Consider the following 20,831-nt stretch of genomic DNA (forward strand, 5'->3'; position numbering starts at 1 on the left):
AGATTGCTTGCCGAAGCTGCTCCATCCGTTAAGGGCTCGCTCTCTATCCGAGAGCGAGCCCATTTCATGACTGGATCCGGCACAGACCGCACACGCCCGCCAACCACGGCGCCGGCCCCGGTCATCATCCTGGTCGAACCGCAGATGGCCGAGAACATCGGCATGTGCGCCCGCGCCATGGCGAATTTCGGCCTGTCGGAGATGCGCCTCGTCGCGCCGCGCGACGGGTGGCCGACCGGCGGCGGCCTGAAGAAGGGCGCAACCTCCGCAGCCTCTGGCGCGACCCATATCCTGGAGAACGCCAGGCTCTTTCCAGACACCGCCTCGGCCATCGCCGATCTCAACCATGTGCTCGCCACCACCGCCCGCGAGCGCGGCCAGATGAAGCGCGTGGTCACGCCGGCAGAGGCGATGCCGCCGCTCACGGAGCGTGTCAGTGCGGGTGAACGCGTCGGCATCCTGTTCGGGCGCGAGCGCATCGGCCTGACCAATGAGGAGATCAGCTTCGCCGACGCGATCCTGACTTTCCCGGTCAACCCGGCCTTCGCCTCGCTCAACCTGGCGCAGGCCGTGCTGCTCGCCGGCTATGAATGGTTCAAGGCGACCGGCGGCGAACCGCCCTTCCGCGAGAGCAACACCTCGCCGCCGGCGACGCGCGAGACGATCCTGTCGATGTTCGATTATGTCGAGGGCGAGCTCGATATCTGCGGCTTCTTTCCACCGGGCAAGAAGCCGGTGATGACCGCCAATCTGCGCGACATCCTGCACCGGCTGAGCCTGACCGAGCAGGAGGCGCGCACCTTGCGCGGTGTGTTCAAGTCGCTGGCCGAGGGGCCGCGGCGGCTGCGTGTGCCGAAACCACTGCATGGCGAATGAAAAAGCCGGCCGCAGGCGGCCGGCCTTCGAAGTTGTCAGCCGGCGCCGTAGCGTCGACCGAGCGATTTGGTCTCAGAACTGGTACTTCATCGTCGCCTTCACGGTGCGGCCCGGCTCGCTGTAGTAGTCACGGCCCTGGGGACGCGCGAGCGGGACATTGACGGCATCGAAATATTTGCGGTCGAAGATGTTGTAGACCCCGACCTGCAATTCGAGATCCGCGACCTGCGGCAGCGGCCGCCACCACGCCGAAGCATTGAAGATCGCATAGCCCGGCGCGCTGAAGCCGGTGCCCGCTGAGACCGTCGAGATGTCGTCGCGCGCAGCCGCCAGCTTGGTCGAAACCTCCGCCCCCCAGACATCGGTGCCGTAAGCAATCGCGACGATGCCCTGCACCGGCGGGATCGAGTTCAGGAAGGTGTCGTTGTCCTTGTTCTTGCCGCGGGTATAGGCGAAGGAGCCGCGCACCAGCCAGTTCGGTGCGAAGGCATATTGGCCGCTCGCTTCGAAACCCTGGATCTCCGCGCGGTTGATATTCTGATAGCCGGTGATGCCCCCTTGCGGATACAGCCCACCGACGCCCGCGGCCTGAACCTGATAGGCCTCGATGAAATTGCGGTAATTGGTGTGGAAATAGGTGATCGAGCCGCCGAGTTGCTTGTCGCCGAAGCGCAGGCCGACATCGATGCCGTTGCCGACTTCAGGGCGCAGATTCGGATTGCCGGTGCGCAGATAGGTGGAGGTTCCGCCAAAGCGGCCATAGAGTTCGTCCGCCGTCGGCGCGCGGAAGGTCTTGGCCCATTGCGCGAAGACGGTGACGTCCTTCACCAGGGGCGCGTTCTTCAGGATGTCGTATTCGAGCCGGACGCGTGGCGACCAGCCCGTGTCGCTCGATGACGGCGGCAACCCGACCGGGCGCGAGCCGCCATTCGTGTAGGCCGGCGTATCCTGCGGCTTCTCCTCGTACCAGTCGAAGCGCACGCCAGGCGTGATGCGCAAGCGGTTGTCGATCAGGCCGATCTCGTCATGTGCGTAAAGGCCGACGAGCTTTCCGTCGATCTTCGGCTGGTCGGCCTGGTTGGTGAACAGGTTGTTGCAGGTGGCGAGCGCCCCCGTGAACGCACCCGACGCCGGACGCGCCGGGCAGTTGTCGACGCCGGCAGAATACTGCTCCAGCGACGTGGTGCGCAGCTCGGTGCCAAGCGTGACGCGGTGCGACAGCACGCCGGTCTGGAAGTTCTTCAGCAGATAGCCGTTGAAGCCATAAGCATTCTCTTCGTTGGAATTGTCGCGGGCATAGGGGCCGACGATGCTCGTGAAGCGCCAGGCGTTGGTGAGGTCGTCGCGCTTCAACCGCTGCCAGTAAAGCGTCGCATGCGCCTCGTCGATGAAGCCGCCGGGCCGCTTGTAGTCATAGGTCAGCGAGACCCGGTTGCGCTCGACGTCCTCGCCGCTCTGATAGGCGCCCGGACGGAAATTGCCGGTCAACGAGACCGTATTGTTCCGGACCTGGGTGCGATCCGCGCGCTTGAAGAACTCGGCGGTGAGGCCGAAGCGATGGTCGCCGACCTCCTGATAGATCTTGCCGAGGAAATTATACTGGCTGAAGTCGCTCGGGTTCGGCGCCGTGCGCGTTGCGCCAACGCTCTTGTTCGAGCCCTTGCTGTCGATCTCGTGGCCGTCGCGGAAGCCGCCCTGCAGCAGGACGGAGGTGTTGCCCATGCGGGCGGCGACCGCACCGCTGCCGAACCAGGCCCGGTCCGTGCTGTCATAACCGGTCTTGGCGAGCGCGCCATAGGAGCGGCCGTTGCGCAGCAGATCCTCGGGGTCGAGCGTGCGCACGGCGAGCGCGCCGCCAAGCGCACCGCCGCCCAGCGTGCTGGCGCCGCTGCCGCCGCGAAGCAGGTCGAGCGTCGAGAGCGAATCGAAATCGAAGGCGTTCTGGGCGCCGCGAGAGATGCGCGTGTCGATCAGGAAGGGTTGGCGGATGCCGTCGATCGTCGTCAGCACGCGGGCGCCGTCGAGGCCACGGATGTTGAGCGAGTTGTTCTGGCGGTTGAAGCTGATGCCGGCTTCGACACGGTTGGCGAGATCGGAGAGGTTCTGGAGCTGCTCACGGTCGAGCTCCTGGCGAGTCGTGCGCGTCGTGGTCGGCCCGTTGAGCAGCGCTCCACCGGCCACGGCTTCGCCCTGCACGTTGATCTGGTCGAGAACCACCGGAGCGTCCGGATTGGCCGCACTGGCAGCCGGTTGCGAGCGGCTTTGTTGCTGCGCGTAAGCCGGTCCGGCCATCAAAGCCAACATCAAGCTTCCAAGCGCCACGCCCCCGCGCAATCTACCGGAATAATCGCCCATCGCCCAAGTCCAGTCCTTGTCACCGCAGCCCAGCGACATCGCCGCGCCATCGGAGCTTAAAATGAATATAAACAAGGCCTTATACAGCGGTACAAGACGAAGATCAGATATTTGCCATATTTGTAGCTGTCAATCTTTTGCGGCATCGCAACTAAACTATAGATTTATTCTAACGAACAACTGAAACGTCGACTCGACTGCCTCGAATGTGGCAATTCGCTCCGCGACCGGGACATGCTTCGCAACATCCGCCCCCCGCTCGCATCGCTCCCGATCTCGTGATCGTCACAACGCCGCCGCAAGTCAGCTTCCTATTGCAACGCACAAGCGCCGGAGCATCATGGGCAGGCGCCATCAGGGAACCCACGCATGCTCGATCGCCGGAGCCTCTTGACCGGAGCCAGCGCCATGGCGGCCACGCTTGCCGGAACCGGGCGCAAGGCCTCGGCCGCCGATGTCGATGTCGTCATTATCGGCGCGGGCGCGGCCGGCATCGCCGCCGCCCATGGCCTGAAGGCGGCGGGCCGCACGGTGATCCTGCTCGAAGCCCGCAACCGCATCGGCGGCCGCGCCTTCACCGACAGCTCGCTCGGCCCAGCTTATGACGCCGGCGCGATGTTCATCCATTGGGCCGAGCGCAACCCCTGGGTCCAGATCGCCCGCGAACTCGGCGTCGAGACGCCGAACGAACCCTGGGGCGGCGGCTTTCGGGTCTTCGCCGACGGCAAGCCCATGCCGGAGACCGACCGACTGAAGCGCCGCAGCGCCTTCGGGCAGATCGACCGCAGGCTGGAAACCGTCGATCTGACCAAGCGCGACCTTTCGGTCGCCGAACTGCTCGGCGATCTCGGCCCCGACATGGCCCCGGTCGCCTCCTCGGGCCTGCTGCTCTCGATCGGTGAGGAATCGGAGCGCATCTCGGCGCGCGACTACCAGCGGCTCTGGGCGGGCGACGACCTCGTCGTGCCCTCGGGCTATGGCAATCTCGTCACGCGCCATGGCGCGGGCCTCGACATCCGCCTGAACGAGCCGGTCAGCACGATCGCCTGGGATGGGCCGGGCGTCGTCGTCACCAGCCCCTCCGGCAGCTTGCGGGCCAATGCCTGCATCGTCACGGTGCCGGTCGGCGTGCTCAAGGCGGGGGCGATCCGCTTCACGCCCGAGTTGCCGGCGACGACGCGCGACGCGCTCTCCGGCATCGGGATGGGCGCACTGACCAAGATCGCGCTCAAGGTCGAAGGCGAACGCTTCGGCGTGACTGCGGGCATGAGCTTCCTCGAGGCCGGCTCGCCCAAGACGCTGATGAATTTCGACCTGTTCCCCGACGATCAGGACATCATCATCGGCTATTTCGGTGGTGACCATGCCCGAGAATTGGCGAAGGCCGGCACGGCCGAGGCACAGGCCCATGTCACCGATCTGCTCTCGCAGATGCTCGGCGGGGATGTCCGCAAGGCGGTCAAGGCCTGCTCCTTCCCGGCCTGGTGGACCGACCCGTTCTCGCTCGGCTCCTATTCGGTCTGCCTACCCGGCAAGGAGACGGCGCGCGACGCGCTGGCCCAGCCGATAGGCGGGCGCATCTTCATCGCAGGCGAGGCAACGGCCGGCGGCGGTGCGATGACGGTCGGTGGCGCGACGCTGGCCGGGCGAGTGGCAGCCGCGGCGGTCGCCCGGCTGAAGGCCTAGGGGTTTTAAGGACCATGCTCGCGACCGTTCAGAGCGCGAGTTCCCAATTCTGCCCGACCAGATCCTGCCCGAAGGAACGGTGCCGCTCTTCGGCCACCAGCCTGAAACCTTCCGCGGCATAGATCGCGCGAGCTGCGTGCAGGATGTCGTTGGTCCACAGCACCATTCGCCCATAGCCGGCGGCGCGGGCGAAGCCGACCGCCTCCCGCACCAGCCCCTTGCCAAGACCGAGGCCCCGCGCGTGCCTCTCGACCAGCACCAGCCTTAGCTTGGCGATCTCTACCGTTTCCTCCACCACGAAGGCCGACCCCACCGGCGCGCCATCCAACTCCGCGATGAAGCAGCGCTCCCGCTTCGGCTTGTACTCGCGCAGGAACTTCGCCGCGATCTCGGCCACCAGCGCCTCGAAGCTGGCGTCCCAGCCATACTCCTCGGCATAGAGCCGGCCATGAGCCGAGATCACCCAGCCAATCTCGCCCGGCCGGTGCTGACGGATGAGCGAGCCCCCCGGCGCAGGCCGGCTTCCGGCGAGCAGGGCCTCGGACCGGTCGAGCGCGTCGATCAGCCTCGCCTGCTCGGTCGGCGAGAGCCGGGTCACGATCCCCTCCGCCTGATCCCGCGAGGCCGTATCGAGCGGCTGGAATGCATCACGGCCCTTTTCCGTCAGCCGTAGATGCGATGCCCGTCCGTCCTGGCTCGACCGTTCGCGCGCCAGCCAGCCGGAGGCGGCGAAACGCTTGAGGATGCGGGAGAGATAGGCAGGATCGAGCCCGAGTTCACGCGCCAACTCGCTGGCGAGCCAATCATCACGCTGTGCCAGTTCATAGAGCACCCGCCCTTCGGTCAGCGCGAAACCCGAGCCGTGCAAGCTGCCACCGAGTGCACCGACCCAGCGGGTATGGAAGCGGTTGAAACGGCGGATCGCTGCGATCGCGGCCAAATTTGCGCATTGCATGAGCGATCCCTCCATGCGGGAGGATCAACGAGAATAGTGGACTGAGTCAACTAAATAGCGAAACCGTCAGACGCCGAAGCAGGGGTAGCGGACGCGCAATCGCGGCACCAGCAGCTCGGCCACGGTCTTGTCGCCGATTTCCGCACGCGGCAGCCTGAGCAGGTCCTTGATGACGTCTTTGTAGGCATCCGGCGGCGGGCAGATCACGCCAGCCCCCGCAATGCCGAGGACGAAGCCCTCGACAAAGGCATGGCAGCCCGAGACGATCTGCGCATTGGTCGCCGAACAGATCACGAAGAGCGGGCCGGCCTTCAGCTCGGCCGCTTCGACCGCCGACGATGAAAGCAGTACCAGGCCAATCAGAAACCCAAAGCCACGCATCCTCGTCTCACTCCAATAGCTGACGGCGCCCTCATCACCCGCGGATAAGGGCACCTCAATATGACGTCGATGGGTCGGCGCTCAAGCCAGGCAAAGTCCAGCCGGGAGACGGCAAGGCTGCGGGGGTTTCCGACGCCAACAGCCCGAACGACCAAATCCGAGACAGTTCTGAAAGCACCCCTTAACCCTTTCGCAACCTGCCTCTGGCGCAATCGTGGCCCAGCTTTCTCTCGGCAAGCCAGTTCTCTCAACGACAAGCGTCGCGTCATGCAGGTCGATCTTTTGGCCGGAACGGCCTATGGCACGGCGGCGATGCCGTTGCGCCAGCCCACCATCCTGGTTTTCGATTCCGGCCTGGGCGGGCTCACCGTCCTGGCCGAGACGACGCGCGCACGTCCCGATGCCCGCATCGTCTATGCCGCCGACGATGCCGGCTTTCCCTATGGCCGGCTCGACGAGGCGACGCTGGTCGCGCGCGTGCTGAGCGTGATGGAGCGGCTGGTCGAGCGCTGCCATCCCGACCTTGTCGTCATCGCCTGCAACACCGCCTCGACCTTGGTGCTGCCGGCCCTGCGGGCGCGGTTCAGCATTCCCTTCGTCGGCACGGTTCCCGCGATCAAGCCGGCCGCCGAGCTGACGCAGAGCGGCCTGATCTCGGTGCTGGCGACGCCCGGCACTGTCGCCCGCGACTACACCCGTGACCTGATCGCAACCTATGCCGGGGCCTGCCACGTCACGCTGGTCGGCTCGACGCAGCTTGCCGGCCTCGCCGAAGCGGCGCTCAAGGGCGAGGCCATCGACGACGCAGCGGTCCTGGCCAAGATCGCGCCCTGCTTCGTCGCCTGCGACGGCGCCCGCACCGATGTGGTCACGCTATCCTGCACCCATTACCCCCTGCTGATCGAGCGGATGCGGCGGCTCGCGCCCTGGCCGGTGAACTGGATCGACCCGGCCCCGGCGGTCGCCCGGCGCGTCACCCAGCTCCTCGGGCCGGCCATGCCCCGGCTCGCCGAGGCTGCCGGTGAAGCGCCGGCGATCTTCACCAGCGGCGCCGGCATCAGCGGCCCGCTGCGCATTGCCTTGGCCGGCTACGGGCTGACGCAGATCACCATCGAAGCGATTCCGCTTACGAACTGACGCAGCCTCATAGTCGGATCGCTTGAGCCGAGAATGACGCTCCCGGTTTGACAAACCCGCTCCCGCATGGTTCTAAGCCGGCGTCGCGCGGGCCCAAAAGGCCCGCGTGGCTTTTTCCGCACCCGTGATCCGCTCTCAGGAGCCGGATCTGTCGCCCCGGAGATGGGGAGCAGGAGGGCGCGGTCCTCACTCGCGAACCTAGAGGACACGCGAAACATGACCAAGCGCCACGAGGCGAAGTACAAGATTGACCGCCGTCTCGGTCAGAACATCTGGGGCCGCCCGAAGTCCCCGGTCAACCGCCGCGAATACGGCCCCGGCCAGCATGGCCAGCGCCGCAAGGGCAAGCCTTCCGATTTCGGCACGCAGCTGCGCGCCAAGCAGAAGCTCAAGGGCTATTACGGCTCGATCTCCGAGAAGCAGTTCCGTCGCTACTACGCCGAGGCGATCCGCCTCAAGGGCGATTCGGGCGAGAACCTGGTCGGCCTGCTCGAGCGCCGCCTGGACGCCGTGATCTACCGCGCCAAGTTCGTGGCGACGGTCTTCGCCGCCCGCCAGTTCGTCAATCACGGCCATGTCACGGTCAACGGCAAGCGCGTCAACATCGCGTCCTACCAGGTCAAGCCGGGCGACGTGATCGCGGTCAAGGAGAGCTCGCGCCAGCTCGCCATCGTGATCGAAGCCGCCGCCCTGGCCGAACGCGACGTGCCCGACTACATCGAGGCCGACCACAACAAGTCGACCGCCACCTTCACCCGCACGCCGACCCTGACGGACGTGCCCTATGCGGTGCAGATGGAACCGAACCTGGTCATCGAGTTCTACTCGCGCTGATTCAGGCTCAAAGAGCCGGGCTGCAAGCGCCTGGCGGGATTCACGAAAGGGCGGCTCGCGAGAGCCGCCCTTTCCGTATTGTGTTCCCGAGCCAGCGTGTCGCGGCGCCGGCGATCCAGCCTATCGCTGAAGCGCCGGGTCGATGCCGACCCAGGCGGGATGCCCGGCAGGGTTCTCGTTCCAGAACAGGATGTCGTCGAACAGGATCGTCTGGGCCGTCTCGGGCAGCGCATCCCGATAGAGGCCGAAGCGCGGCTGCGTATCGATCACCGGCGTGCCCTGCCGCGTCGCGCCATAGCGCGGATAGCCGAGAAGGCCGCGATAGACCGGGCAGGCGCGCCCGTCGAACCAGAGTCGCAACAGGCTGTCGCCAGTCGCTCGACCCGGCCTGATCAGCACATTGACGCGATGCCATCGCCCCGGCTCGACCGGCCAGTCGCCACAGAAGCGTTGCTGGCCGACGCTGTCGCCGCAGCCTTGCGTGCCGGCGACCTTGGCCCGGAAGACCGGTTTCGTTCCATCCGAATCGACCTCGATCTTGAAGAGCGGATTGGCGGCGTCGCAGATTTCCTCGCCGCCCCTGCCCTTCTCGTAACGCGGGTCGATGTTCTGCTTGATCTGCTGGATGACCGTCCGGTTCCGGCGCGACGGCCAGTCGCCATCGATCCGGAAGCTGAAGCTGTACCAGGTCGCAGCATCGAAACGCACAACTTCATGGCGCAGCTGGACCTCGGCCCGCTCGGTCGGGATCGCACCGGGATTGGGATCATAACCGTCTCCCGGCCTGACCGTGACGCCCAGTGCATGCTGTCCGCCCGCCGTTTCGACACAGCGGATTCGGCTGGAATGCGCGGCACGGTCGAGCTGCGAGGAGATCCGCCAATCCTGGGCGGAGATGCAAGACGTCTCGAAATCAGCAGCGAAGACCGGCTGTGCCCCGTCCGCATGCGCGACCATGGGCCAGAGCGGGATCGCAAGCACCAACACCATCGAACGAAGCAGAGCGCGCACCGCACCACCTTCGCAAAAGCCGACCCGACGATACACTGGATGGATCGCCCTGGCCGCGCAACACCCTGGGAACCAAGGGCGCGCAGCGCTCAGGCGGGCTCACAGATGCGAGCCAGCCTCGTCGCGAAAGCAATAGCAGCCGACGCAGAGGCCGCCGATCAGGATCGAGATCGCATAAGGCCCCAAGAGGCACAAAACGAAGACCGAGCCGATGAAGCTCCGCATCCCCCATGTCAACCATGTCGCCCTCATGGTCACCTCCTCGCAGTGGATTTACTGCTGAAACGTAAATGCGAAGCGATGAATTCAACTTAAACAAGTATGGTGAATCGCAGGCCCAGAGATTTTACCTGTTGTCAGCGATGTTCGCCTTCCCCTCGGCTGACAGGGCCGCATAATTTTACCAGGCCTTGCCGGCCCTGATTCGGGAAAGGATGACCATGATGAAGACGCTGCTCGCCGCCCTCGCCTTGACCTGCCTCTCCAGCCTTGCCCAGGCGCAAAGCTGCGCGGTCCAGGCCAGCGACAAGAAGCTCAACGGCGCCGCCAAGACCAGCTTCACCAAGAAATGCGTCTCGGATGCCGCTGGCGGCTGACGGGCACGCTGAACACATGGAAAAGGGCGGCTCCGGAGAGCCGCCCTTGTGTGCAGGCTGGAACCTGATCAGCCGCGACGGTCGCGGCCGTCCTCGTGCCAGCGACGCGGACCACGGTCGTCGTCATCGCGGTCACGGCCACCACCGCGGCGCTCCTCGAAGCGCTCGCGCATGCGCTGCATCATGCCGCGCCCCTCGGCCATCGCTTCACGTACGGCGCGGCGGGCGACCGTCTTCTGCTCATCGCTGAGCGTCGTCCAGAGCGGGCGGACAACGTCGGCGAGTTCCTTGGTCCGTGCGGCGCGCTCGGCCTGGCGGCCGGACATCATGTCGAGCCGCTCCATGATATCGGCATGACGGAAGGTCTCGCGCTGCTCGCGCATCGCCGCCCAGCCCTCGCGGCGCTTCTCGGCTCCCTTCTTGATGACATTCTCGACGGCATCGAACAGCGGCACCTGCTCGGGCTTGAGCTTCATGTCGGTGCGCAGCTTGGTCAGGCGCTCGGTCAGGCGGGCCTGCATGCGCTCGGCCCGCTGCTCGCGGAATTCGCCGCGCCGGTCGTCACGCGAATCGCTGCGCTCCTGCTGGGGGCGATCGCGGTCGGAACCGCCGGCCGGCGGCAGCGGCTGGGCCAGCGCAAGCGTGGCCGTGATGGCGGCAGCGGCTGACGCTGCGATCAGGGCAATGCGTTTCATCTTGATCTCCCATGACACGAGACGAATATCTGGCAGGAAACGAATATCGGGTCGCTGAGCGGGTCTCGAAGCCGGTTCACGATAATCGCAAGGTGACGCCGCGGGCGTGACCCGGCGATGGCGCAAGCATGAAAAGATCGTAATGTGGGCAGGCTCGGTACGGAAGTCCCGTTCTCAGACGAGAGCGCCTTCAACAGAAACGGGCACCGGTTCGGGCGAAGAAACCCGTTAGAACAATGATATAGCCTGAAGCCTGACCTTGATGCGCAATCTCATCACCGATGTTCGCGGCGTCCTCGTCGGCAATGCGCAGGACCCTCAAGCGGCGACCGGCGTCACGGTCGCCCTGTTCGAGCGCCCCAGCATAGCCTCCATCGCCGTGCTCGGCGGCGCACCCGGCACGCGCGACACCGCGTTGCTGGAGCCGGAGATGACGGTCGAGCATATCGACGCGATCGTGCTCTCGGGCGGCTCTGCCTGGGGGCTGGCGGCAGCAGATGGCGTCATGGCGGGGCTGGCCGCAAGGCAGCGCGGCTTTCAAATCGGCAGCCTGCGCGTGCCGCTCGTGCCGCAAGCGATCCTGTTCGATCTGCTCAATGGCGGCGAGAAGCCTTGGGCCAGGGACGGCGCAAGCGAGCCGCCCTACCGCGGGCTCGGACGCAGCGCGCTCGATGCGGCGGCAGGCGATTTCGCGCTCGGCACTGCCGGCGCGGGCTATGGCGCCAGCACCCTCAATCTCAAGGGCGGGCTCGGCTCCGCCAGCGCACGGGCGGCGACGGGGCAGATCGTCGGGGCGCTGGTTGCCGTCAATGCAGTCGGTACGGCGACGATCGGCAAGGGTCCGCATTTCTGGGCCGCGCCCTACGAGCAGGACGGTGAATTCGGCGGGCTCGGCTGGCCCGCCGCGATCACGCCCGCCGACAACGCGATCCGGTTCAAGGGTGGCCCAGGCCAGAACACCACGATCGCGCTGATCGCGACCGACGCCGCCTTGACCAAGGCCCAGGCCAAGCGGCTGGCGCTCGCAGCCCATGACGGCCTTGCCCGCGCCCTGAGGCCGGCCCATGGCGCGCTCGACGGCGATATCGTCTTCGCGGCGGCCACCGGCCATGCCGGTGCTCCGTCCGACGCCTTTGCGCTGACCGAGCTTTGCGCCACAGCCGCCGACGTACTAGCGCGCGCCGTCGCGCGCGGCGTCCATGCCGCGACCGCCCTGCCCTTTCCCGCCGCGAAACCGGCCTGGCGCGACCTGTTCAGCAGCCGATAGCCCAGGCAGTACGACTGCAACCTCGAGGAGATGCAGATGGCCAGCGTCAGATATCTTGTGAACGACGTCGACGAAGCTGTCGCGTTCTACAGGGACAAGCTGTCCTTCGTACTGAAGCAGCAGTTCGGCCCGGCCATGGCAATCCTGGAGAACGAGGGCTTGACCTTGTGGCTCGCCGGTCCACTCGCATCCGCCTCCAGACCGATGCCGGACGGCCGCAAGCCCGGGCCCGGCGGCTGGAATCGCTTTGTCCTGGAAGTTGTCGATCTGCCAGCCCTGGTCGAAGGGCTGCGCGCCCAGGGCGTGCCATTCCGCAACGCGATCGTCGAAGGTCCGGGCGGCCGCCAGATCCTGTGCGAGGATCCCTCTGGTAATATGATCGAGCTCTTCCAGCGCGCCTGACCGGTGGCGCGGCGCGATCAGCCTCGCGCGTACCCCAAAGACTGTATTTATTTTCATGTACGCGCGGCGGATTTACGTCTTGGAAAGTCAGAGAACCACACAGTTCAATCATTGGTTGTATTGCCGCTGTTTTGGGGGATCGCCTCACGCCAGCGGCATGCAACCGTCGAGAAAGGCTGTGGTATGCGTGAGATCGCCTTCGGCGCCGTCTTCAGCCTCCTCATTGCGATCGGAGCCTTTCTCATCGCCGCCTGGCCCGTGCCGGGCCGCCCGGTCGCGGCCTATTTCCGAGCGGGCACATCGGCCGCGCAGGTCGCGGGCGCCGTCGCCCAGGCCGGCGGCAACCTATTGCAGTTCGGCGCCTCGCCCTCCCTCGTCATCAGTCTCGGCGAACGGCCCGACTACGCCGCCCAACTCTACCAATCCGGCGCCTGGCTGGTGATCGACGGCGCGCTGGCGCGCCTGTGCGCCGGCGGATCCTGGCAGGCCCGGACATGACGGATGTCGAGCGGTTCAGGGGGCGTTTCGCCTATGTGATCATCGCTGTGCTCTGGAGCAATGCGGTGCTCCTGGCGTTTTCGAGCAAGCTGGGGATAGCCGGCAACCCCGATCAGATCATCACAGCCGGCATCGCGCTCGCAGCCCTCACGACCATGATCTGGTGGGCTTGCGGCACCAACTGGGTCACCCGGCAGGTTAGCGCGATAGCGACGCTCGGCCAGGTCATGCTGCTGGTCTACACCTTCTCGGGACATCCCTATCAGTCCGACATGCACATGTACTTCTTCGCCATGCTGGCGGTGCTCGCCGGCTGGCTCGACTGGCGGATTTTCGTCCCCGCCTCCCTTGCAGTCGCGGCGCATCATGCCGTGCTCAGCATCGCCTATCCGCTCGGCGTCTTTCCCAACGGCAACAGCCTCGACCGCGTCCTGCTGCACGCAGTCATCGTCATCGTGCAGGCGCTGGCGCTGAGCTGGACGGTATCCTCTCTCAGGGTCGCCCTGGCGACCTCGGAGACGGAAAAGCAGGAGGCGACCGCGGCCAGGCGCTCCGCCGAGGATGCCCGCCACGAGGCCGCCGCGACGACCCAGAAGGCAGCCCAGGAGCGCAAGACGATGCTCTATGCGGTCGCCGAGGATTTCGAGCACAAGATCGCCGGCATCGCCAAGGACGTGATCGCCTCAGTCAGAACCTTACGCGCAGCTTCGCAGCAGATGCAGGCCGGAGCTTCCGAGGTGGCGGAACGGGCGGGAGCCGCCTTCCAGTCCTCGTACCACACCTCGTCCAATGTCGTCGCCATCACCAACGCTACCGCCGAGCTCGCGACCTCCTTCGGCGAAATCGACAAGCAAGTCGGCGAGACCACCCGGATCGTCGGTGCCACGACCTCCACGGCCAAGACTGTGCTCGCCACGGTCAACCATCTCTCGACCAAGGCGGAGGATGTCGGCGACATCGTCGGGATGATCTCGACGATCGCGGAACATACCAATCTGCTCGCACTCAACGCCGCGATCGAAGCCGCGCGCTTCGGTCGATCAGGCGGCGGCTTCACCGTCGTCGCCCAGGAGATCAAGACGCTCGCGAACCAGACCTCGCGGGCGACAGAAGAGATCCAGGGCCAGATCGAGGCGATCCGCAGCTCGAGCGAGGACGCCATCCGCGCCATCGACGCCATGAACGCGACGATCGGCTCGCTGAACGAGGTTTCGGCTGCCGTCGCGACCGTGGTGGAACAGCAGAGCGCCGCGACCGCCGGGATCGCCAACAACATCCAGGTCGCAGCCAAGGAAACCGTGTCGGCGTCCGGCAATATCGAGATCGTCAGCCGCATTGCAACCGAGACCGGCGACGCCGCCGCCTTCGTCGCCAAATCGGCCGACAGGCTGGACCGGCAATCGGCCGATCTCGATCTCGAGGTCGCGCAGTTCCTGGATCGCATCCGCGAGTCTTGAGAAACCGCTTGGAAACTCCAGCCCTCATTCTGAGGAGCCGCGTAAGCGGCGTCTCGAAGGATGTCCCAGATATCCCTGGAGCCTCCTGGAGCATCCTTCGAGACGCCATTCCCAAGGGAATGGCTCCTCAGGATGAGGGCTCGGAGGTTTCCAAACAGCCTCTTGAGACACGACGCGAGGAACGATTTTCGCGCCCCGGGGCATGCGCCAGAGCCGGATCAATGCGAAAAACCGGTTTCCACTTTTTCGCATCCTGCTCGAGAGCCGGATGATGTCAGATGGGATCACACAGTGATCCCATCTGACATCTGAATCCGTCTCTCATCTAAGAGTGAGAGCAGGATCAATGCGAAAAACCGGTTTCCACTTTTTCGCATCCTGCTCTATGGGGCTGTCATGTCGACAGATGCCTTCCTTGCGCGTTTCGGCGCGCCCGGCGCAAGCCAACCCGACCCCGTCGCCGCCGCGCAGAGCGCGATGCGCAACGCCCTGCCCCGCCGCTTCTACGGGAAGGCCGCCGTGCTGGAGCGTGACGGGCTGTTCCATGTCGCTCTCGACGGCAAGACGGCACGCACCCCGGCGCGCAACCCGCTGGCGGTAACCTCTCGCCCCGCCGCCGACGCGCTGGCCGCCGAATGGCAGGCGCAGCAGGAGAAGATCGACCCCGCTCGCATGCCGCTGACGCGATTGGTCAATTCGGCGCTCGACGGGGTCATCGACCAGCAGGAGGCCGTGCGCGCCGAGATCGTGCGCTATGCCGGCAGCGACGCGCTCTGCTACCGCGCGGCCGAGCCCGACACGCTGGTCGAGCGCCAGGATGCGATCTGGAATCCGATCATCGCCGGGGTCGAGGCCGCGATCGGCGCCCGCTTCGTGCTGGCCGAGGGCGTCATGTTTGCCGCCCAGCCCGCCGGCACGCTGGAGGCCGTTGCCGCGCGCGTCACCACGATCCCTGCGCCGCTCGCGCTCGCGGGCGCGCACAACGTCATGACGCTGACCGGCTCGACCATCCTGACGCTGGCGCTCGCCGACGGACAGCTCGATCCCGATGCGGTCTGGAACGCTGCCCATCTCGACGAGGACTACCAGATCGCGATCTGGGGCCAGGACGAGGACGCCGCCGAACGCCGCATCATCCGCCGCCAGGAATTCGACGCGGCGGCGCTTTTGCTGCTGCAGGGCTGAGAGCCTGATCGCACCCGGCCTTGCACCAAAACGGTAGGCGCCCCGATGGACAGCCCGGCCTTCCGCCCTTAAGCCGGGTAGGAACTTGGCTCGGCTCGCGGGGGCTCCATGAAAGATATTCTCGAACAGCTTGAAGACCGTCGCGACGGCGCGCGCAAGGGCGGCGGCGAGCGCCGGATCGAAGCGCAGCACAAGCGTGGCAAGCTGACCGCCCGCGAGCGTATCGAACTCCTGCTCGACCGCGACTCCTTCGAGGAGTTCGACATGTTCGTGCAGCATCGCTGCGTCGATTTCGGCATGGAGAAGGGCGAGAAGATCCCCGGCGACGGCGTCGTCACCGGCTGGGGCACGGTCAATGGCCGCACCGTCTTCGTCTTCTCCAAGGACTTCACCGTCTTCGGCGGCTCGCTCTCCGAGACACATGCCCAGAAGATCACCAAGATCCAGGACATGGCGCTGAAGATGCGCGCGCCCATCGTCGGCCTGTTCGACGCGGGCGGCGCCCGCATCCAGGAGGGCGTGGCGGCGCTCGGCGGCTATGGCGAGGTCTTCAAGCGCAATGTCGCGGCCTCGGGCGTGATCCCGCAAATCTCGGTGATCATGGGCCCATGCGCCGGCGGCGACGTCTATTCGCCGGCGATGACCGATTTCATCTTCATGGTCCGCGATACCAGCTACATGTTCGTCACCGGCCCCGAGGTGGTGAAGACCGTCACCAACGAGACGGTGACCTCCGAGGAGCTCGGCGGCGCGAAAGTCCACACCACGAAATCCTCTGTCGCCGACGGCTCCTTCGAGAACGATGTCGAAGCGCTGCTGCAGGTGCGCCGGCTGATCGACTTCCTGCCCGCCAACAACACCGTCGGCGTGCCGGAATGGCCCTCCTTCGACGTGCCGGACCGTGTCGATATGAGCTTGGACACGCTGGTGCCGGACAACCCGAACAAGCCCTACGACATCAAGGAGCTGATCCTGAAGACGCTCGACGAGGGCGATTTCTTCGAGATCCAGGCCGCTTATGCCGGCAATATCGTCACCGGCTTCGGCCGCATCGAAGGCCGCACTGTCGGCGTCGTCGCCAACCAGCCCATGGTGCTGGCAGGCGTGCTCGATTCGGACGCCTCAAGGAAGGCCGCGCGCTTCGTGCGCTATTGCGACGCCTTCGAGATCCCGATCGTGACGCTGGTCGACGTGCCGGGCTTCCTGCCGGGCACGGCGCAGGAATATGGCGGCCTGATCAAGCACGGCGCAAAACTGCTCTATGCCTACAGCGAATGCACCGTGCCGCTGGTCACGGTGATCACCCGCAAGGCCTTTGGCGGCGCCTATGACGTGATGGCGTCAAAGCATATCGGCGCCGATGTGAACTATGCCTGGCCGACCGCGCAGATCGCGGTGATGGGCGCCAAGGGCGCGGTCGAGATCATCTTCCGCGGCATGGACGCGGATGGCATCGCCGCCAAAACCAAAGAATACGAGGACCGCTTCATGTCGCCCTTCGTGGCGGCCGAGCGCGGCTATATCGACGAGGTCATCCTGCCGCATGGAACGCGCCGGCGCATCGCCCGCGCACTCGCCATGCTGCGCACCAAGAGCGTCGAGCGGCCCTGGCGCAAGCACGACAATATTCCGCTGTGAGAGGCGTCGCGCGCTCAGCGCGACGCCCGAAACGCCTCGTCCGTCCAGTCGAGCAGCTTGCCGAGGAAGCGCGACGCCGCCGGCATGAAGAAGCTGCCATGGTGGTAGAACGGGTCGAGCGTCGTCACGATCATCCGGCCCGGCCCACCGCCGACATTGCGGTGGTCGTAGAGGATCGAGCCGCCCTTGCCGTGTGGATCGCCCTCCGGCGTGATCTCGACCAATGAGGTCGCGCCCGGCGGCGGTGTCAGCAGGCCGTGATAGTGCCAGACCAGTTCGCCCATGCCGACATGGCGGAAGATCTCGTGGCCGGGCGCGACAATGCGGTGGCCCGGATCGGTCCCTTTCTCCAGCCACCACCAGAAATTCGTCGGCCTGAACTCCCAGGCGACGCCCGGCGCCCAGTCCTGCGCCCGGTTTTCGCCCAGCACGATCAGCGTGCCGCCGGTCGCGAGATAGCTCAGCAGGAGCGGCCGCTTGCGCCGCAGCACCGCCGGATGGATGCGATCAGCGACAATCAGCGCGTCGCAGCCCACGAGGGCGGCGGCATCGAGTTCCTGTGCGTATATCGTGCGGTCGAAGCGTCCTGTCAGGCGCTCGCCCTCGATCGCCTCTTTGTGGAAATAGGTTCCACCTTCGAGCAGCGCCAGCATCACCAGGCCTCCATCGGGGCTGTGATCCAATCGAGCAGTTGCGGCATGATCCGGTCCGCTGTCGAACCGGAGCCATGATAGCCCCAGAGATCCGCCCCCGCATGGACCAATAGCCGCCCGCCAGCCGCCGGCCGGCACTCGAAATCGACCGGGTGGCGGCCAGGCCCGAGACTGTTGAGCACACGCGCGCCCGGCGGCGGCGGATTCGAGCCGCGGCCATAGAAGCCCGCCACGCCCCGGCGACGCGACAGATGCTCCATCTCGACACCCTCCCAGACCGGATGCACCGCTTCGCGGTTCACTTCGAGATCCTCGACGCGATAGTTCGGGATCGGCGCGAAGGGATGGAGTTCGGCCAGGAAGGGATGACCGACATGGCCGCAGACCACGATCGTCCCACCCTGCGCCAGGAAGCCTTCGAGCTGGGTCCGGCGCGAGGACAGATAGCGCTGGTCGGCATGGAGGCCGATCAGCAGGCCGCGAAAGGCGGCGAGATCGGTCCGCTCCAACTCGTAGAGCGGCAGCAAAGCAATGCGTGGCCCCAGGACGAGGTCGCGGATGAGATCCTGGACCCCGCCCTCGGCCTGTTCGCAATCGAGCAGGGCGACGTCGTTCACGGCTTGAACGCCAGCGGATCGATCAAATCGGCGCGGATGTCGATCGTCTTCTGCAGCATTCCGGCCTCGACCATGAAGCGCTGGTCGCCGGCGAGGTTCTCGATGTCGCGATCGGTCATCGCCAGGGTGAAATCGTACCAGGGCAGCTGCTTGCGCGCGTCATCGATCGAGATTTTCTGGTCCTCGGCCGCGATCTTCAAAGCCTCCTCGGGATTGTCGCGCATGAAGTCGAGCGCCTTGCGATGGGCGGCGAGATAGGCCGCAACCAGAGCGGGCTGCTCGCGCAGGAAGGCACCGCGGACGGCAATCACCGAGATCGGCGCGATCAGCCCCTCTCCGCTCGCGAGGATGCGCCCGCCGGCCGCCTCCACCTGCAGCGCATTGGCGCCGGCCAGCGTCGCAGCATCGACCTTGCCGGCGAGCAGCGCGGCACGCGCGGCCGGCAGCTCCATGTTGAGATACTCGACATCGGTCAGCTTCATGCCCTTGGAAGCGAGCGCCGCCGCGAGGAGCTGGTTGAGCGTCGTGCCCTTCGGCCCGGCGACACTCTTGCCCTTGAGCGCCTCGATGCTGCCGGGGCCATTCGCACCGGTCATCACGAAGAAGGCCTTGGGCGAGCGCGAATAGGCGGCGATGACCTTGAGGTCGATGCCGTTGGCACGACCCAGGATCGCCGAGGTGCCGCCGAGCACGCTGGCAATATCGATGGCCCCGGCCGCAAGCGCCTGAATCTGCGCACCGCCTGAGGTGATCTCCGGATTCTCCGTCTTGACGCCGAGCGCGCCGAAGGCATCGTCGAGGAAGCCCTTCTTGCGCATGATGATCGAGGGCACGTTGAAGGGCGAGGAGACATAGGTGACGCTGACCTTCGCCGGTTTGTCGGCGGCACGCGCCGCGATCATCGGCGACGTCGCGAGCATTGCCACGGCGACGAAGAGCTTCAGAAGTCTCATGGCACTGTTTCCTTGAGGGGAGAATTCGGCCCTGTTTCGAGCAGCCGCTCCAGCACGGTGCGGCGATGGGCGAGCAGAGCGGGATCGGTGGCGTCACGCGGATAGGGCAGATCGACCCTATGCAGGCCGACGAGCCGACCTTCGGAGAGTTCGGCGACCGCCTGCCCCAGCAGCACGGCTTCCTCGACATCATGCGTGACGAAGACGATCGTCGTGCCCCGCGCCCGCCAGATCTCGACCAGCTCCATCTGCAAGCTGCGGCGGGTGAAGGCGTCGAGCGCGCCGAAAGGCTCGTCGAGCAGCAACAGGTCGGGTTCGAGCACGAGGGCGCGTGCAAGCGCGACGCGCTGGGCCATGCCGCCGGACAACTGGTCCGGCGTCGCCTCGGCGAAGCCGGACAGGCCGACGAGTTGCAGCGCCTCCGCGACGCGCCGCACCAGCAACCCCTTGTCGAGGCGGCCCACGAGGCCCAGGCCGACATTGCGGGCGACGCTGAGCCAGGGCATCAGCCGCGGCTCCTGGAAGACATAGCCGATGCGGGGGCGCCCACCGCCCTCGAAGCGCAGATCGCCATCGCTCGGTTCCGCCAGCCCGGCCAGCAGCCGCAGCAGCGTGGTCTTGCCGCAGCCGCTGCGCCCGACGATGGTGGTGAAGCCGCCGCGAGGCAGGCTGAGGTCAACGCCCTCCAGCGCTGCGAATTCCCGCTCGCCGACGGTATAGCGCAGACCGAGATTGCGCGCTTCAAACACGACCGAGCTCCAGCTGCGAGCGCAGCCACGGCGCCGATCTGCGCAAGGCGGCGCGCGCCAGCGCATCGGCGATAAGCCCGAGCACGCCGATGACCAGCACGCCGACGAGCACGATATCGGTCCGCGCCATGTTCTGGGCGTCGATGATCAAATAGCCGAGCCCCGCACTCGACGCGATCAATTCGGCCCCGACCAGCGCCCGCCAACTATAGCCGAGCGCGATCCGCAGCCCGACCACCAGCGCCGGCAGGGAAGCGGGCAGAACGATGCGCGTCAGGATCTCCCGCCGGCTCAGGCCGCAGATGCGCCCGACCTCGATCAGCTTCGGATCGGCCTGGGCGATACCGCCAAGCGCTCCGAGAAAGATCGGAAAGAAGCAGGACAGCACGATGACGCCAACCTTCTGCACCTCGCCGATGCCGAGCCAGAGAATCAGCAGCGGCAGCAGCGCCAACGGCGGAATCTGGCGCAGGAATTCGAGCGCGGGCTCGCAGAAGGAGCGCAGGCGCGGCAACAGCCCAAACAGCAGCGCCAGCGGCAGCGCGAGAATGACCGACAATCCGTAGCCGAGGCCGACGCGCTGGAGGCTGATCGCGGCGTGTTTGGCGAGCGAGCCATCCTGGATGAGCTGCCAGCCGGCCTGCGCCACCGTGAAGGGCCCCGGCAGCAGAAATGGCGAGACGAAGCCGATTGCACTGGTCACGAACCAGGCAAGCCCCAAAACCCCAAAGACAAGGAATCCGCTGAAAGCCGGCATAGCTGAACAAAAGGACCTGCCTGGCGCGCGACATCCGCGACGGCGAGCGAAGCCCTAATGGCGATATGGCTAAAAATCCAACATAAACTTCAATTCCGAATATTATTTACTTAGAATAACCAAGATATA

The 20,831-nt window shown here is 66.0% G+C and carries 22 protein-coding genes; 11 read left to right on the plus strand and 11 right to left on the minus strand.

Annotation, left to right across the window (positions count from 1 at the left end):
- Positions 1 to 66 precede the first annotated feature (66 nt).
- Complete coding sequence (locus tag J2Y55_RS18910; protein ID WP_310156705.1) at positions 67 to 876, plus strand: RNA methyltransferase; 810 nt, start codon at positions 67 to 69, stop codon at positions 874 to 876.
- Between the two features lie 72 nt (positions 877 to 948).
- Here J2Y55_RS18910 and J2Y55_RS18915 read toward each other — a convergent pair whose 3' ends face one another.
- The gene (locus J2Y55_RS18915; RefSeq protein WP_310156707.1) at positions 949 to 3,180 is read right to left on the minus strand and encodes a TonB-dependent hemoglobin/transferrin/lactoferrin family receptor; all 2,232 of its coding nucleotides are present in this window, start codon (positions 3,178 to 3,180) and stop codon (positions 949 to 951) included.
- A 420-nt stretch (positions 3,181 to 3,600) separates the two neighbouring features.
- Here J2Y55_RS18915 and J2Y55_RS18920 point away from each other — a divergent pair, with 420 nt between their 5' ends.
- On the plus strand, positions 3,601 to 4,917 hold the full coding sequence (locus J2Y55_RS18920) for a flavin monoamine oxidase family protein (RefSeq protein ID WP_310156709.1): 1,317 nt from the start codon (positions 3,601 to 3,603) through the stop codon (positions 4,915 to 4,917).
- Between the two features lie 28 nt (positions 4,918 to 4,945).
- Here J2Y55_RS18920 and J2Y55_RS18925 read toward each other — a convergent pair whose 3' ends face one another.
- Together J2Y55_RS18925 and J2Y55_RS18930 are read right to left on the minus strand one after the other, a co-directional pair.
- Positions 4,946 to 5,872, minus strand: coding sequence for a bifunctional helix-turn-helix transcriptional regulator/GNAT family N-acetyltransferase (locus tag J2Y55_RS18925; RefSeq protein ID WP_310156710.1), 927 nt, complete (start codon positions 5,870 to 5,872; stop codon positions 4,946 to 4,948).
- Positions 5,873 to 5,938: 66 nt separating this feature from the next.
- Positions 5,939 to 6,253 (minus strand): hypothetical protein, encoded by a 315-nt coding sequence (locus tag J2Y55_RS18930; protein ID WP_310156712.1) that lies wholly within the window; start codon positions 6,251 to 6,253, stop codon positions 5,939 to 5,941.
- 267 nt (positions 6,254 to 6,520) lie between these two features.
- Here J2Y55_RS18930 and murI point away from each other — a divergent pair, with 267 nt between their 5' ends.
- Together murI and rpsD are read left to right on the plus strand one after the other, a co-directional pair.
- On the plus strand, positions 6,521 to 7,390 hold the full coding sequence (murI, locus tag J2Y55_RS18935; protein WP_310156714.1) for a glutamate racemase: 870 nt from the start codon (positions 6,521 to 6,523) through the stop codon (positions 7,388 to 7,390).
- Positions 7,391 to 7,606: 216 nt separating this feature from the next.
- The gene (gene rpsD / locus J2Y55_RS18940) at positions 7,607 to 8,224 is read left to right on the plus strand and encodes a 30S ribosomal protein S4 (RefSeq protein ID WP_310156716.1); all 618 of its coding nucleotides are present in this window, start codon (positions 7,607 to 7,609) and stop codon (positions 8,222 to 8,224) included.
- 120 nt (positions 8,225 to 8,344) lie between these two features.
- Here rpsD and J2Y55_RS18945 read toward each other — a convergent pair whose 3' ends face one another.
- Both J2Y55_RS18945 and J2Y55_RS18950 read right to left on the minus strand, forming a co-directional pair.
- Complete coding sequence (locus tag J2Y55_RS18945) at positions 8,345 to 9,235, minus strand: heparin lyase I family protein (protein ID WP_310156718.1); 891 nt, start codon at positions 9,233 to 9,235, stop codon at positions 8,345 to 8,347.
- A 99-nt stretch (positions 9,236 to 9,334) separates the two neighbouring features.
- Positions 9,335 to 9,487 carry a hypothetical protein gene (locus J2Y55_RS18950; protein ID WP_310156721.1) on the minus strand — a complete coding sequence of 51 codons (153 nt, stop codon included), beginning with the start codon at positions 9,485 to 9,487 and terminating at the stop codon, positions 9,335 to 9,337.
- A gap of 191 nt (positions 9,488 to 9,678) precedes the next feature.
- Here J2Y55_RS18950 and J2Y55_RS18955 point away from each other — a divergent pair, with 191 nt between their 5' ends.
- Positions 9,679 to 9,831 (plus strand): hypothetical protein, encoded by a 153-nt coding sequence (locus J2Y55_RS18955; RefSeq protein ID WP_310156723.1) that lies wholly within the window; start codon positions 9,679 to 9,681, stop codon positions 9,829 to 9,831.
- A 68-nt stretch (positions 9,832 to 9,899) separates the two neighbouring features.
- Here J2Y55_RS18955 and J2Y55_RS18960 read toward each other — a convergent pair whose 3' ends face one another.
- Positions 9,900 to 10,526 (minus strand): Spy/CpxP family protein refolding chaperone, encoded by a 627-nt coding sequence (locus J2Y55_RS18960; protein WP_310156726.1) that lies wholly within the window; start codon positions 10,524 to 10,526, stop codon positions 9,900 to 9,902.
- Positions 10,527 to 10,788: 262 nt separating this feature from the next.
- Here J2Y55_RS18960 and J2Y55_RS18965 point away from each other — a divergent pair, with 262 nt between their 5' ends.
- The 6 genes from J2Y55_RS18965 (at position 10,789) to J2Y55_RS18990 (ending at position 16,973) form a co-directional block, all read left to right on the plus strand.
- Positions 10,789 to 11,793 (plus strand): P1 family peptidase, encoded by a 1,005-nt coding sequence (locus J2Y55_RS18965; RefSeq protein ID WP_310156728.1) that lies wholly within the window; start codon positions 10,789 to 10,791, stop codon positions 11,791 to 11,793.
- A 36-nt stretch (positions 11,794 to 11,829) separates the two neighbouring features.
- Entirely contained in the window at positions 11,830 to 12,195 is a 366-nt protein-coding gene (locus J2Y55_RS18970) for a VOC family protein (protein ID WP_310156730.1), read from the plus strand.
- A 183-nt stretch (positions 12,196 to 12,378) separates the two neighbouring features.
- A complete protein-coding gene (locus J2Y55_RS18975) occupies positions 12,379 to 12,693 on the plus strand; it encodes a hypothetical protein (protein WP_310156732.1) in 315 nt (104 codons plus the stop codon).
- Complete coding sequence (locus J2Y55_RS18980) at positions 12,690 to 14,150, plus strand: methyl-accepting chemotaxis protein (protein WP_310156734.1); 1,461 nt, start codon at positions 12,690 to 12,692, stop codon at positions 14,148 to 14,150. Before J2Y55_RS18975 ends, J2Y55_RS18980 begins: the two co-directional genes overlap by 4 nt.
- A gap of 396 nt (positions 14,151 to 14,546) precedes the next feature.
- Positions 14,547 to 15,335, plus strand: a complete 789-nt coding sequence (locus J2Y55_RS18985; protein ID WP_310156736.1) for an ATP12 family chaperone protein — start codon at positions 14,547 to 14,549, stop codon at positions 15,333 to 15,335.
- Between the two features lie 108 nt (positions 15,336 to 15,443).
- Positions 15,444 to 16,973, plus strand: coding sequence for an acyl-CoA carboxylase subunit beta (locus J2Y55_RS18990; RefSeq protein WP_310156738.1), 1,530 nt, complete (start codon positions 15,444 to 15,446; stop codon positions 16,971 to 16,973).
- Between the two features lie 14 nt (positions 16,974 to 16,987).
- On the opposite strand, the gene J2Y55_RS18995 is transcribed toward J2Y55_RS18990, so the two are convergent.
- Genes J2Y55_RS18995 through J2Y55_RS19015 form a run of 5 tightly spaced genes read right to left on the minus strand, consistent with a single transcriptional unit; the run spans position 16,988 to position 20,648 of the window.
- Positions 16,988 to 17,626 (minus strand): hypothetical protein, encoded by a 639-nt coding sequence (locus J2Y55_RS18995; protein WP_310156740.1) that lies wholly within the window; start codon positions 17,624 to 17,626, stop codon positions 16,988 to 16,990.
- The gene (locus J2Y55_RS19000; RefSeq protein WP_310156742.1) at positions 17,626 to 18,243 is read right to left on the minus strand and encodes a hypothetical protein; all 618 of its coding nucleotides are present in this window, start codon (positions 18,241 to 18,243) and stop codon (positions 17,626 to 17,628) included. The genes J2Y55_RS18995 and J2Y55_RS19000 overlap by 1 nt, the downstream gene beginning before the upstream one ends.
- On the minus strand, positions 18,240 to 19,196 hold the full coding sequence (locus tag J2Y55_RS19005; RefSeq protein ID WP_310156744.1) for an ABC transporter substrate-binding protein: 957 nt from the start codon (positions 19,194 to 19,196) through the stop codon (positions 18,240 to 18,242). Before J2Y55_RS19005 ends, J2Y55_RS19000 begins: the two co-directional genes overlap by 4 nt.
- Positions 19,193 to 19,945 (minus strand): ABC transporter ATP-binding protein, encoded by a 753-nt coding sequence (locus J2Y55_RS19010; protein WP_310156747.1) that lies wholly within the window; start codon positions 19,943 to 19,945, stop codon positions 19,193 to 19,195. Before J2Y55_RS19010 ends, J2Y55_RS19005 begins: the two co-directional genes overlap by 4 nt.
- Entirely contained in the window at positions 19,938 to 20,648 is a 711-nt protein-coding gene (locus J2Y55_RS19015) for an ABC transporter permease (protein WP_310156749.1), read from the minus strand. Before J2Y55_RS19015 ends, J2Y55_RS19010 begins: the two co-directional genes overlap by 8 nt.
- Positions 20,649 to 20,831: the final 183 nt, after the last annotated feature.

This window comes from Allobosea sp. BE125 (genome assembly GCF_031456075.1).
In the GTDB taxonomy this organism is placed as follows: Bacteria; Pseudomonadota; Alphaproteobacteria; order Rhizobiales; family Beijerinckiaceae; genus Allobosea.